The following is a 14,069-nucleotide window of genomic DNA, read 5'->3' on the forward strand; positions in this document are numbered from 1 at the left end:
GACTTTAAGACTTGTGGGCTGACATAATATTTAGGAAGAAAGATTTTAACGGAATAAATCTTTCAACAGAAAGGATAGCACGGAATGCGAGTCCTAAATTAGCACACAATTTATTTGCTTTAAGTTTAAAACTATTTTTTTATTTAACATTTGGATTTATGGAGGAAGACCAATGAGACTCACTTCGAAAGGACGCTACGCAGTTAGAGCAATGCTTGACCTAACTACTCACAGCAACGGAAACCCTGTAAGACTTCAGGAAATTTCAGAAAGACAAAACATTTCACTTCACTACCTTGAGCAACTTTTCAGAAAGCTTAGAAATGGCCAAGCTGTTAAGTCAGTAAGAGGACCAGGTGGTGGTTATGTTCTTGCTCGTTCGATGGAAGAAATTACAATTAAAGATGTACTTGAATGTGTTGGTGAAAATATCAACCCAGCAAAAGACATCCTAGGAACAGAAGCAGAGCAAGCTAGCACTGTTGAATTCCACCTGTCTAAGAATTACTTTCAAAACCTTGGTTTCATTATGAGCGAATACCTAACAACTACTTCTTTAGGTGACCTTGTAAGAAAATCTGGTGAAGTTGAGTCAGAAGTTAGAGGTGAAGAAGCTTCTAATGAACAAGCTACTCAAACAGTAGAAGCAGCTACTCAAAACACTTCAAATGAAAGTGCATTTAGCGAGTACGCTTCAGGAATCAGATCAGGTTTAGGTGAAATTAATCAATAATTATCTCTACTTAGATTATAATGCTACGGCCCCCTTAGTTAAACCAGTCCAAGATTGGCTTTGCGAGGGGGCCGTCTACTTTGGTAATCCAGCTTCGATTCACCAGGTAGGAAAGATGTCAAAATCTCTCATTAATCAAACAATCAAAAAGATTCAAGATACTTTCAATGCGACAAGCTACGATGTTTTTTTTCACTCAGGTGCCACAGAGGCAATCAATAGTGTAGTAAAAGGTTTTTGCTTTAATGCTCTAAAGCTTAAATCAAAATTCCACGTATTCTGCTTTGATGTTGATCATTCGAGTATGGTGAATCAAAGAGAACATGTAGAGCTTCTTGGTGGTACTTTTCACGTGTTAAAAACACATGGAGGCGACTTTGATAGACAAGAAGTAATACAAGCTCTAAACGAGCTTGAAGGAGAGAAGCTCATTAATTTCACTTATGTGAATAATGAGAATGGTGTCGTGTGGGATCTGGCCGATGTTTTAAAAATCAAAGATGAAACAGGCGCTTGTGTTCATGTTGATTGTGTACAAGTTGTTGGAAAAATCAAAGATTGGAATGAGCTTACCCTAGGACTTGATTACTATACTTTTTCTGGACACAAATTTGGTGCTCTTAAAGGTGTAGGTTTTACACTTGTTTCAAAGGATGCGAGTTGGACTCCACTTATTCGTGGTGGTGGTCAACAAAAGGCAATGCGCTCAGGAACTGAGAATGCTTTTAGTGTTCATACAATTAATCTCGCTCTTGATTACAATCTGTCACACTTAAATATTGAGCGAGCTCAAAAAGTAAAAGATGAGCTTGAAACGTGGCTTCTTGAAAAATTTGGTGAAAGAATTACTCTTATCGGTGCCAAGGCAAAGAAGAGAAATGCGACAACTATTTTCTTTAGTGTCCATGATAAGAATATTAATACTGTTATGATGGCCCTAGATATGGCCGGAATCTGTGCTTCTAGTGGTTCTGCTTGTGCATCTGGAATCATTAAACCATCACGAGTTGCAAAGGCATATGAACTCAGTGATGAGGCAGCCACTAATGTTATTCGATTTTCTTTATCTCCATTTTCAGAAGAAGCGGCCCCGATTATTTCAAAATTAGAACCTGTTCTAACAAAATTTCTATCTTAATTCTTTATTTAAAAGATATACGAACGATGCGGCGCAGTGTGCACTTTGGGCTCTTTTGTATTTACTGTAACGAGTTCATTTTGACCTCAGTGACCTTTTTACTCCAGTAATAAGTGGTTGATTTTATTGAAATTGATGTCTTTGGATATTGTTCAAAAGTTGGCACGATCATTGCTTTATTAATAGTATCAATGGTTGGACGGCCTTGGTTCTTTAAAAAGAGTCCCAATAACACTTCTACCGGCCATGCTGAAAAACAGGAATCTGTTTTTTTCTCTTGTTCTAAAATCCTATCTTTTCTTCTTTAAAGTAAAAACCAAGGCCCAATTTTTTTCTTTAGATCGCACCTGAGTCGTTTAGAATTTTGATACAATCTTCATTGCCATTTCTTTTTGCATAGTCAAGAGCGCTTCTTCCGTGAGTGTCTTTTATCTTTAGGTCTGCTCCTGCATCAATAAGAGCTTTTAGAACAGTGGGGTTACAATTTAAGCTCTTGTCCATCGCCATTGTAAAACGTCTATTGTTAAAGATGATATTTGGGTTTGCTCCCTTGTTTAGAGCTTCTATAACTAAGTCCTCGCGCTCATCTGCAAGTGCGGCCATTAGGATGTGATTAGCTTCTTTGTTTTCTTTCAAGGCCTTAGGAGCTTTTCGTGTAAGAGCTGCTCTTTTGTGAACGATTTGTGATTCAATTGCGTTTATCGGGGCCGGTTCATCGTATTTGTTTTGAACAGACTGTGTGCTCTCTTTTGAGATATAAGTAGCAAGGGCCAAAAGTATTACGACGATGGGGATAACTGATTTGTTCATTTATAACTCTTCTATTGGTCCTTCTAGAGGCAGGAAAGATTGTGGTTTGGTGTAGTTTGTTATTTTCTTTGCACCAGCGAATTCTTCAATTAAAAACTCTGTCATAAGATCTTGAACTATCTTAGCATTGTACTGATCTTGTCCATTTGATTTAAAGACTTGATGAAAAAAGCCGAAGTAGATCGCTCCTGACTTTGTCGACAATTTACCTGCCAAAGACTTGGTATTCATAAGAGTGCCTGTCTTTGCAAGGATAGAGCCTAAGTTTCTTTGAGAGTTTAATCTTTTCGATAGAGTCCCAATATCTATTCCTGCAATAGGTAGGACTTGTTCAAGCTTATGGCCACTTTGATTCAAGTTATTTTCTAGTTCCTGGTAAGAGCTAATTACAATAGCGCAAGTTGCATAGTTGTCGACGCGCTTTCCATCTATTTTTGAATCCAGGCCTGATCCTGTATAAAGATAAGTATTTTCTTCAGTATCGTTAAACCCAATTCTTTTTTGAAAGTAATCATTACCAAGTTTTTCTTCAATAAGATTTTGAAGATACCACTTTGAGTATTCTTGAGCACCAAAACTTTTATAAGTTATGTCAGAGAGCCAATTGTGAGAAACTGAGTTTTGAAACTTTAGATAAGTTAGAAGCTTAGGAGATTGAACTAAGTAAGTTTTTTTGATGTCTTTAATAGGATTCGCTGCGGAATACACAACATTATCGACAGTCATTCTATAGGCCGATACTTTTAAAGGAAGACCTAGTTCTTTAAGTCTTTCTTCTTTGGTACTTTTTAAAAACTCTTTAAGTCTTGTTTTTATTTTCTTATTGTTATCAAGGTTAAAGTATTCTTTAAGCTGTTCGATGTTATATTCTTTCGAATACCAGGCTTCGCTCATACTCATATAAGGCCTTAGGGCAATTGCAAAAATAGGAGTATTAGCATCAAAGCTTATGGTGTTGAGTTTAACGATTCCATTTGCATTGAGGGCAGCGATTAAGTAGAAGATTTTTTCTTCACTAAACATTCCATCATTTGCTCCTTCAAGGTGGATATTTTCTCCATCAGAAATCACTTTTGTTTCATATTGAAAATTTGGGCCTAGAGTTTCGAGTGCCATTAGTGAAGTTATGGGCTTTGTCGTTGAGGCAAGTCGGCTTTTTAAGTGTGCTGTTGTTCCAAAGATTTCACCTTGGTACATATAACAAAAACCGTGCTCATTTGGATTTAAGTTGAACTCTTTAGATAGTGATAACCATTTCTTTTCGATAGTGTCGTGATTAGCTCCAAGGACACTGGTAAAAGTTAAGAATAGTGGGAGTAAATACTTAATAATAAACATGAAGTTTAATTCTAAAGAATTAGAATAAGTCGGTCAAGAAAGGGGAGCGCTCTGTGTTATTTATCGAGCTAGAGCTTTGCTTTTAAGATAGGAAGAATATTTGAAAGTCCATGAGTGATCATCTGAATTGACATGGCCAGTAGAATTAGCCCCATGATTCGTGTTGTTACGTTTACTCCAAGCGTTCCTACTTTTTGACTAATACGATTTGCATTAATAAGAACAACATAAATAGCTAGGACACTAACAAAGATAATTGGAATACTAAGGGCCCAGTCAATTGGAGAATCTAATTTTTGCGCGTAGATAATTGTCGTTGAAATAGCTCCTGGACCTGCTAGCAGAGGAATGGCCAAGGGGACAATTCCTATCTCACGGATTTCATCATCATCAATTTCATCTTGTGTTAGCTTTGATTCAACATCTTTGGCATTGATCATGGAAGTTGCCATGGAAAAAATAAGAATCCCTCCACCAACAGTAAATGAGGCAATCGAAATTCCAAAGAAGCTAAGAATTTTTTCTCCAATAAAAAGAGAAACTACAAGTGTGACAAAAACAGCAATCGAGCAAACTCGAACCATGCTTCTTCTTTGTGTCTCAGATAAGTTTTGAGTCAATGACATAAACATTGGCAGGGCACCAATAGGATTTACAACTGAGATTAAAGCAATAAAGAAAGAGGCCATGATACTAGATTCCATTGGTTCATTATGACTACTTTCATAAATTATTCAAGTTAGTTTTTTGTTAGCGTCATCTGCAGCATCGTGTGGCAAAAGTGCCCCAACGGGCAGTTTTGACTCACTGATGTATGTGACTTAAGAATCAAAGAGCGCAGCTCGCGTGATTCGGTTATGAACCTAAAAGACACCTTAATAACTCTCTTGAGCTAAAGTTTAGAGTTGTGCCTCAACCATCTAATAGTACATAAACAATGAAAATAAATAATGTTTTCTAAACATCTCGAAATGAAAAAAAATATATTTTCTTAAAGTGTTTTTGTTTTAGTTCGATAAAGAAATAACATGTTCATTTGCTGAGGTATTTATTAATTATCTAATTTTTCTTTTGTCTGTCCTTTTTTTAACTTCTTGTGTTTCCCATGTCGATTTTAATTTTGATGATGATAAGCCGGCCCCTTCCTCTGGAGATGGAGTTGGAAAGGTTATTACAACATCAGATTTTTCATTCTTAATGATTAACGATACTGGATCTGGTAATGAAGTTTATCTAAGCTACGGACTAGCAGCTGACACGGTTCAAGTCCCTAATGCTAGCTTTGCTTATTCAAAGATGACTAATCCAGACACGCAGGCAACTGACTCAGTAGGAAATCACTACACATTTTCTAATGGAATGATTGTAGCTGGTTTTAATTCTCCTAATTACGACATCATTCTAATTGATAAGAGTAATAACTTTAATGTTCTGGCAACAATTCCTGGTTTTGGTGATACACAGTCTGATCCAATCTTTGTCAATCGAGTTGGAAATCAGCTCTTTTTTATCATCAAGTCTACTGCCACAACTTATGATCTTTGGGTGACTGATACGACAGTTGCTGGAACTAAGATGCTAAAAACTGTTTCAAATACTTACTATAGTACTTTAAATATCAGGGAACGAAATGTCCTCTTTAATAACAAGATGTATTTTAAAGGTGGCGACGCTGTCAATGGACCTGAGTTATGGGTTACAGATGGAACAGTTAGTGGAACGAAAATGGTTGATGATTATATTGCTGGAGCTTCTGGGCTTGATCCTCGTAGGTTTAGCGTTGCTAATAATAATCTCTATATCTTTTCACAAACAAATCAGACAATTTATCAAATGGGAGCAGATGAAGTTATTTCTGAAGTTACATCTCTTCCGGCCTCAATGACTTCTGCAACCTTTAATGAAGCACAGGTCGTATCTAATGATTCCTATTTCTGTTTTAAGCTGTCTGTTTCTTCAACTAAGTATCTCACTTGCATCAATACAGATACTCAAGTTGCAGAGTCTAGGCTTTATACGAGATCGGCAGATTTTCTAGGTGAGGATGGAGGAAAAATCTACTTTGCTGATGTTGTTGATGTAGACCCTACTGCAGCGACTGACTATACGGCCTATATTTATGAAACTTCTGGAGCGATATCATCACAGGCTCCGAGCCAAATTCATGAAATGTCTGTTCCTGTAGAGATTCTTAGAACGAGTCAAATTAATTATGATAATAGTAACGGGGCAATAAGTTATCTTAAGTATGATCATACTGATGATGGTGATAAACATATGTTTGTTAAAATCAAGGACTCAGTGGTTACAGAAATTGATAATATAATCTATCCATTTAGTACTGATCCAAATATTACTCAAATCAATCTCTATACGTCTTATAGTGCGTACCGATCGACTACACCAGGAACCTTTGTCTATTTGGTAAATGATGCTGCAATGATGTTAACGGTGTTGCAGTCAGACGGAACGCTGGCCGGTACACAAGTTCTCACACAGGTAGATTTGGCCGATATTATGGCAGATATTTCAGGTGGGAATGCAGCACAGGGATATGCTCGATATATCGTTGGCCTACTTGATGGGATGTCAGTTGTGCGTCCTTATGACTTTAGTGTGGATCAATACTTTAATCCGAATACTAGTGGGTTGAATTAGATTATTACTGTTTTATCAGTTTGTTTTATGAATTGTTTTATGAATTGTTTTATGAATTGTTTTATGAATTGTTGCTTATTTTTCACTTCGTGAAAAATGGCGCTTTTTCTATTCGATTGCTTTCCCATTCGTCAGCGCTGAGACAACAAAGCCGGGCTTGAACCCGGCTTGTTGAAGATATATTTCATTTCAGGCGACGTGCGCTATCGGCGCGTCCAATAGATTGCCTTTGGGCAATCAATGCCGCGCCTATTCATCAATAGCGTCCCAATCAAGGTCTTTCGAGATTGTGACACCAGAGATCGTTTTTTGGATTTCTTTCTTAATAAAAGGGAAGTTGATTGCTTCAAAGTTATACTCATTCAACAGGCCTTCTTCCATGACCTCATCAAATGCAATTAAAATATTCTTTGGTGAAGCATCAACAAGGTGTGTGAAGTAAAAGTCTTCTGGTAGCTCAGGGATATCGACTTTCGCTTCTTCGTGTCCTTCAAGAATGGCCTCATTCATTGCAGCTTCTGCTTGGAGGGCCATGATTTGTTTAGCAGGAGATTCTTCACTAGTATCGCGTACGATTAGAGATCCCTTGATATTGGCCGGGTTTAAATCTCTAGTGATATTCCAACTAGCAATATTAAAGAAGTCTAAGTAGAAAGTTGATTTTCCATACTTGATCTTTCTTGGAATTTGCAATTGCGTAAGGAATTTACGCGTTGATTCATCTTTTGATTTTCGAGCAAGTTTTTGGGCCAGTTTTGCGTCTTGGACACGGATTATATAGGCACCAGCTTCCTTCGTAGACTTAAATAACATATATTGGAACGCCACACTAAATAGCGTATATAATTTATGTTGACCTAAGTGGATTCGTGACGCGTCGCTTTCGACAAGGGTTTTAACAGACTCATATAGGTCTTGTTTGCTAAGTTGTGAAGACATTCAGTTTATTCCTTTTATTTTGTGCGAAAGATTTTTTAAGAATTAGGTCATTTTTTGTCAACACGTTTGTCAAAAATAAATACTTAAATATTCTTTATTTTAAGCTCAAAAAAGCCTTATAACTCGTTGACTTGAATGGGTTTTTTCTCTAATATGCAACACTGATTATTTTATCTTATGAACGTTACTTTATAAATTTGGTCATCCATTTTTATTTGGACTCAATTAAATATTAACAACCTCAAAACGGAGTTAAGAATGATTAACAACAAGCTGATGGCGAAAACGAGAAACATCGGTATTTCGGCGCACATCGACTCTGGTAAGACTACTCTTTCAGAGCGTATCCTTTTTTATTGTGACATGATCCACAAAATCGAAGATGTTCGTGGTGGTGGAGCTGGTGCAACTATGGACCACATGGAACTAGAGAAGGAAAAAGGGATTACAATTACATCTGCTGCTACGACAGCACACTGGAAAGGTATTAGCGGTAAAGGGACAACTTTTGCTGACGGTGTTGAAAAAGACACTCGTATTAACCTAATCGATACTCCGGGTCACGTTGATTTCACTGTTGAGGTTGAAAGATCACTACGTGTTCTTGATGGTGCAATTCTAGTTCTTTGTTCTGTATCAGGTGTTCAGTCTCAGTCAATCACTGTAGATAGACAGATGAAAAGATATAGCGTTCCAAGAATGGCCTTCTTAAATAAGATGGACCGTATGGGAGCAAACCCATTTAATGGCCGTGACGCTCTTAAGGAAAAACTAAACCACAATGCTGTTCTTATGCAAATCCCTATTGGAGCAGAAGATCAGTTCACAGGTGTTGTTGACCTAGTAACTAAGCAAGCGCTTTACTTTGATGGTGATAACGGTGAAAACGTAAGAATCGAAGAATGTCCAGCTGATCTAGTAGATCAAATGGAAGAGCTAAGAGCTGAAATGATCGACGCTGTAGCTGAGTACGATGATGATGTTATGGAAGCATACCTAGAAGGTAATGAGCCAACAGAAGAACAACTTCACCTATGTATTAAAAAAGGTGTTCAATCACTTCAACTTACTCCTGTATTTATGGGATCTGCATTCAAGAATAAAGGTGTTCAAGCACTTCTTGAAGCGGTTGCAAGATACCTTCCTTCACCTCTTACTTGTGCACTTCCAACTGCACAAGATGCAGATACAGACTCTAAGATTGAGATCATTCCTGATCCAGCTGGTGACCTACTTGCTATGGCATTCAAGATCACTGATGAGCAATTCGGTCAGCTGACTTATACAAGAATCTATAGAGGTACACTAAATAAGGGTGATACTGTTTATAATACAAGAACTGGTAAGAAAGTACGTATCGGACGTATGGTTCGTATGAACTCTAACGATAGAGAGAATATCGATTCAGCACACGCTGGTGATATCATTGCTATCGTTGGTATCGACTGTGCATCAGGGGATACATTCGTAGGTAACGACGATAACTTAAACCTTTCTCTTGAAGGTATCCACGTTCCAATCCCAGTTATCGAGCTTTCGATTTCTTGTAAGGATAAGAACGAGCAAGCGAAGATGTCTAAAGGTCTTGCTAAATTCATTAAAGAAGACCCGACATTCCACGTTTACACTGACGAAGAATCAGGTGAGACACGTATCGCTGGTATGGGTGAGCTACACCTTGAAATTTACGTAGAAAGATTAAAGCGTGAATTCGGTGCAGAAGTACAAGTTGGTGCTCCTCAAGTTAACTACCGTGAAACAATTAGAACTGAAGCTACTTTTGATTATACTCACAAGAAGCAAACAGGTGGTTCTGGTCAATTCGGTCAAGTTGTTGGTTTACTTAGACCTCTATCTGATGAAGATAAGGACAAAGAAGATCAAGTATTTAAATTCAATAACGAAATTAAAGGTGGTTCGATTCCTAACGAATTCATCGGTGCCTGTGAAAAAGGTTTCCAAGACGTTATGGATAAAGGTCCTCTTGCTGCATTCCCAGTTATTAACTGTGAAGTATTCTTAAGAGACGGTAAGTCACACGACGTTGACTCTTCAGATATGGCATTCCGTATTGCTGCAAGACAAGCGATGAGACAAGCTATCAACAAAGCACAACCAGTTCTTATGGAACCAGTTATGAAAGTTGAAGTTACAACTCCAGATGAATTCCAAGGTTCTGTAATTGGTGACCTTTCTTCAAGAAGAGGGATGATCCAAGGTTCAGAAACTGATCCAGGTGGAGAAGTTATCATCAATGCTGAAGTACCACTTTCAGAAATGTTTGGTTACTCAAATGACCTAAGATCTATGTCTCAAGGTAAAGCATCATACACGATGGAATTTGCTCGTTACGTAGACTGTCCTTCAAACATCCAAGAGACAGTTATGAAAGAACGTAAAGAGAAACTTGCGAACGAAGATTAAGCCGATATTTAAAAATATTGATTTATATTCGAAGGGCCGTATTTATACGGCCCTTTTTTTATCTTGCGTGAATTACTTTTAGGATACTACTCGAAAGTGTTTTAGCATCAACCCAGATCTGTCCCTTCTCATCAACTTCCCAGGCCTGATCATATTTACGATAATCACCCCAGCTATTTCTAACAAGGTATTGGCATGAGTTATCTTGGGCCTTACGTTGTCCAATAACAAGGACAGAGTGATTGCTACAACTTCCATTCATAGCAGGAAGAGAGCGTTTAAAACTTTTGTTTTTTTCTGTTAAAACTTCTGCACAGATATCGACGATAACTGGTAAGTTGTTTCCTGATTCAAGACTATCACTTATGTTTTGGATAGCGTTTTGGTTAATTTCATCAACTTGAAATCGCTGTTTGAATTCTTCATCAGTTTCATGAAAACCAATGTCACTTGGAGAGTAGTCATGGTATTCAAGCTCTGGCAGATTTAAGTTTATCTTGTGGCCTTCACATAGTTTTTCAAAAACAAGTTGTTCTCTTAAGTAAAAACCTTTTTTCGAAACGGCCTGGGCCAACGTTTCATCTTCAACAATATTAAAGAATTCATCTGCTACACCACGAAGTTTTAGTTCGTTTTTTAAAGTAGAAACTTTTTCTTCAATTGATTTATTTGCATAGAATTCGTAAACAAACGGCTCCCAAAAAGTATTAGGGTCTTTGATTCCAATTGACGTAAGAAAGTTTTGATCACAGCTATATCCTTGCTTCATCTGTTTAAAGAGAATATTAATTTGTCCGACACCAAGGCCTGAGCGGCCGGCCCCTCTTGATATATTCGAAAGGAGATTAACGCTACTTCCATTGTCTCTTGTTGGTGATAGCTTTGTTTGTAAAGCTGTCGTGATAGGGGAAGTTATATGCCCTTTTGCTTTCATATCATTTTGAATAACAGCATCAATAAATTGTGAGCCAGCAAATGCATAACACATTTGAGAGTCTGTCTTCTTCCCATACATTTGGTCGTGTATAGGGAGGTCTTTAAAAGGAGCATTCTCTCCATTATCAAGACGTATCTCTTGGCAATCATTTGCATAAATTGTTGTTGATAGGAGTGTTAGTGATGTGATGAATAGTTTTTTTATTTTTATCATTTGATAAATATACAGTGGAATAGTTTCTATTCTTTGTTTGATGTAGAAATTTCTAGCGTGTTAAGTAATAAGACAGAACTCATTTCAAATTTAATGTCATCTTATAAAAGCGTTTATATTATTGACTCTTTTGCGATAGTGTTCATTTTTTAGACGGCCTAAGTGATTGAATGCCTTATAATAAATTGGCACTAGCATTGCTTTATATATCCATGTGAAGAAACTTATTATCGCTCTATTCTTGGTCGCAACTAATGCATACGCAATGAATCTTACATATATTTATGGAGGCATTACACCGCATATTCAAAAGCCAACAGGGCCTAATGCAAGACCACTATGTAATGAGTTATCAGAAGGTAGTGGAGTAATTTTTAATGAATTGCACTCAGTACGATTCAACTATGCCCATGACTGGTCCACTGGACTACTTGTTGGTGAGAATTCGTACTGTGAGCCAATTTGGGGAGTAACCCAAAGCTATAACTTTTACCGCAATAGATATGTAGAGATCAATGGAACTGTAGGGTTTTATCACTTCGATGAAAATGGTTTCGATTTTAGCGAGGGTGCATACTTTGCTAATATTGGTGACTTCTACTTTGTTCCAATCGTAGGTGCGGAAGTAAATTTTAGTCTTTACAAAGATAAGGACTTTCAAATATCTTTCATGAACCTGCTTACTCCGGTTATTACAAATCATTCTTTTGGAGTAACGTTTTTCTTCTAATTTACAATTATTTGACAGAGTTCTTATTTACAAATGTTCATTTTTGGTATAAGGTATAACTTATACTTAAGATAAGGTTGAAATTATGTTAGAAACAAGCCAATTACAAACTCTCGTGGCCGTGGCCCGTGCTGAAAGCTTCTCTCGTGCAGCTGAGGATCTCAATGTGACTCAATCTGCTATCTCTCAATCAGTTAAGAATTTAGAGACTAAAATAGGCGTTAAGGCCTTCAAGAGGACTGGTAAGAAAGTTGTTCTAACTCAAGAAGGTGAGAAGCTCTATGAGCTTGCGACTAACTTTTTAAATGATATGGATGAGACTCTTGTCCAGATTAAAGATAATAAAGATGAAATGAAGGGAAAGATTCGTATTGGGACACTTACCGGTGTTGGTAAATCCTGGCTTGCTAACGAGCTTCTAACATTTGCTGAGCAAGAGAAAGACCTTTCAATTCATATTTCTTTAGGTTTCCAAGAAGACCTAATTAAAAGTTTTGAAGAAAATAAAATCGACTTTTTAGTGCTTCCTGAAGGAGCACTACCGAAGGCCGGTGAGAAGCTACTATTAAGTGAAGAGGCCGTTACTCTTGTTTATCCGAAAGGGAATCCTTTTAATATAACTGAGCAAACTTCTCTTGATGAGCTCACTAAGATGCCTACTGTTCTTTTTGAGCAAGGTGATCGTCTTTACTATAACTGGTGTGTTGCAAAGTATGGGAAGAAGCCTAAAAAGGTAAATGTTCGCTACTCAATTAACTCACATGGAAATATGCTACAGGCCGTAAAGAGTGGCCTTGGTATCGCTGTTGTTCCTAATCACGTTTTAAAACGTTGGTACTATAGTGATGAAATCGAAACTTTAGGCAAAGCATTTGAAGTTTCTAATGACCGTTTCTACATTGTCTATCATAAGGAATCGACAGAGCTAGTACGTATTAGAAAGACAATTGAAATGCTTACTAAAGAGGTAAATCCATTTCTTTAGACTCTGCTATGAAGAAATATGACCTCTCTAATATTCCAAACTCGATACAACTTTTCATTAGAAAGAGTTGGGAAAAAGGCTTTAGGCTTTGTCTTGTCGGTGGAAATGTTAGGGACTGGTATCTTGGTAAGAAATCTACAGACTTTGATTTTGAAATCAGACATCTTGATCGCTACGAAGGGGAGAGTTGGATTCAATTTCTAACTGAAAGCTTTCCTGAGGCCAAGTATATTGGAATGGGAGTTTTTCGTATCAATCTCGGTGAGGCCGAAATCGAATTCTCGTCTGCTCGTCTTGAAGTATTTAATGAAGATATAGGTCATAAGAACTTTACCCCATTTTTCTCTAGTAATTTAAGCTATGCTGATTCATTTAAACGAAGAGATCTTAGGCTAAATGCCATTGGTGTTGAGTTTAATATCGTTAATGACGAAATTCAGTTGAACACCATCGATCCATTTGAAGGCATTAAAGATATTGAAAATAAGGAGATCAATTATATTGATTCCGATTTCTTTAATGATCCTGTAAGGCTTCTTAGAACAATTCGCTTTAGTATCAATACAGGATTTAAAATTATTGAAGATGATAATTATCGAAAGTTTGATTTGAGAAAAATTTCTCTTCATTATCTAAAATATGAATCATCAAAGTGCATTAATTGTCAGCTTTTTGTTGAAACACTAGTGAAATTAATAAAACGTTTTAATATAAAACTACCAATTGCTCTAAAGGATCTTCCTTTGTTAGAGAATCATTATCTTGTAAATGATCTACACTCGATTGAGGAAGTTGTTTTGTATAACTATGCAGGCTTTAGTGAAGAACTTTACTCTTTCTTTGCTATTAAGAAAAACCAATACAAGAAAATTTTAAGCTTTATCAATGCTAAAGAAGAGCTTTCTAAATGTGATAGCATCGAATCTCGAATCGATTTTATCAACTCTATTTGTCGTTTAGATGATGATAGTAGACTAGAAAACTACGACTTGTTTACAAAGATAAGAAGTTATTTAAGTGAACATCGTTCGAAAGATGCTAGAAATAAGGCAATCAGCTCTTTGGCCAAAAGTGAGCTAGGCAAAAACCTCCTAAATAAATAATGCACTAGATTTCTACAGGAATTTCATGTCATAATAAAAGAAGGAAAATCCTTCTTGGGGG

At 36.9% G+C, this 14,069-nt stretch carries 12 protein-coding genes; 7 read left to right on the top strand and 5 right to left on the bottom strand.

What is annotated here, in order from left to right; translation table 11 throughout:
- Positions 1-172: 172 nt before the first annotated feature.
- Together ABMA70_RS00710 and ABMA70_RS00715 are read left to right on the top strand one after the other, a co-directional pair.
- On the top strand, positions 173-733 hold the full coding sequence (locus tag ABMA70_RS00710) for an Rrf2 family transcriptional regulator (protein ID WP_392992130.1): 561 nt from the start codon (positions 173-175) through the stop codon (positions 731-733).
- Positions 717-1,871, top strand: a complete 1,155-nt coding sequence (locus ABMA70_RS00715) for a cysteine desulfurase family protein (RefSeq protein WP_392992129.1) — start codon at positions 717-719, stop codon at positions 1,869-1,871. The genes ABMA70_RS00710 and ABMA70_RS00715 overlap by 17 nt, the downstream gene beginning before the upstream one ends.
- A gap of 336 nt (positions 1,872-2,207) precedes the next feature.
- On the opposite strand, the gene ABMA70_RS00720 is transcribed toward ABMA70_RS00715, so the two are convergent.
- From ABMA70_RS00720 to ABMA70_RS00730, 3 genes are all read right to left on the bottom strand, one after another.
- Positions 2,208-2,681, bottom strand: coding sequence for an ankyrin repeat domain-containing protein (locus ABMA70_RS00720; RefSeq protein ID WP_392992128.1), 474 nt, complete (start codon positions 2,679-2,681; stop codon positions 2,208-2,210).
- Positions 2,682-4,019 (bottom strand): D-alanyl-D-alanine carboxypeptidase, encoded by a 1,338-nt coding sequence (locus tag ABMA70_RS00725; RefSeq protein WP_392992127.1) that lies wholly within the window; start codon positions 4,017-4,019, stop codon positions 2,682-2,684.
- A 68-nt stretch (positions 4,020-4,087) separates the two neighbouring features.
- Positions 4,088-4,723: a MarC family protein gene (locus ABMA70_RS00730; protein WP_103217083.1), complete on the bottom strand. Its 636-nt coding sequence runs from the start codon at positions 4,721-4,723 to the stop codon at positions 4,088-4,090.
- A gap of 367 nt (positions 4,724-5,090) precedes the next feature.
- Here ABMA70_RS00730 and ABMA70_RS00735 point away from each other — a divergent pair, with 367 nt between their 5' ends.
- Positions 5,091-6,677, top strand: a complete 1,587-nt coding sequence (locus tag ABMA70_RS00735; protein WP_392992126.1) for a hypothetical protein — start codon at positions 5,091-5,093, stop codon at positions 6,675-6,677.
- A 249-nt stretch (positions 6,678-6,926) separates the two neighbouring features.
- On the opposite strand, the gene ABMA70_RS00740 is transcribed toward ABMA70_RS00735, so the two are convergent.
- Entirely contained in the window at positions 6,927-7,616 is a 690-nt protein-coding gene (locus ABMA70_RS00740; protein WP_103217085.1) for a hypothetical protein, read from the bottom strand.
- A 258-nt stretch (positions 7,617-7,874) separates the two neighbouring features.
- On the opposite strand from ABMA70_RS00740, the gene fusA reads away from it, so the two are divergent.
- On the top strand, positions 7,875-10,040 hold the full coding sequence (fusA, locus tag ABMA70_RS00745; protein WP_392992125.1) for an elongation factor G: 2,166 nt from the start codon (positions 7,875-7,877) through the stop codon (positions 10,038-10,040).
- A gap of 58 nt (positions 10,041-10,098) precedes the next feature.
- Here fusA and ABMA70_RS00750 read toward each other — a convergent pair whose 3' ends face one another.
- Entirely contained in the window at positions 10,099-11,190 is a 1,092-nt protein-coding gene (locus ABMA70_RS00750; protein WP_392992124.1) for a hypothetical protein, read from the bottom strand.
- Positions 11,191-11,404: 214 nt separating this feature from the next.
- Here ABMA70_RS00750 and ABMA70_RS00755 point away from each other — a divergent pair, with 214 nt between their 5' ends.
- From ABMA70_RS00755 to ABMA70_RS00765, 3 genes are all read left to right on the top strand, one after another.
- Positions 11,405-11,920, top strand: coding sequence for a hypothetical protein (locus ABMA70_RS00755; RefSeq protein WP_146037784.1), 516 nt, complete (start codon positions 11,405-11,407; stop codon positions 11,918-11,920).
- A gap of 85 nt (positions 11,921-12,005) precedes the next feature.
- Positions 12,006-12,905 carry a LysR family transcriptional regulator gene (locus ABMA70_RS00760; RefSeq protein WP_103217089.1) on the top strand — a complete coding sequence of 300 codons (900 nt, stop codon included), beginning with the start codon at positions 12,006-12,008 and terminating at the stop codon, positions 12,903-12,905.
- An 8-nt stretch (positions 12,906-12,913) separates the two neighbouring features.
- Positions 12,914-14,008: a hypothetical protein gene (locus ABMA70_RS00765; protein ID WP_392992123.1), complete on the top strand. Its 1,095-nt coding sequence runs from the start codon at positions 12,914-12,916 to the stop codon at positions 14,006-14,008.
- The last annotated feature ends 61 nt before the right edge of the window (positions 14,009-14,069 follow it).

Source organism: Halobacteriovorax sp. XZX-3 (assembly GCF_043196495.1).
Classification (GTDB): domain Bacteria; phylum Bdellovibrionota; class Bacteriovoracia; order Bacteriovoracales; family Bacteriovoracaceae; genus Halobacteriovorax_A.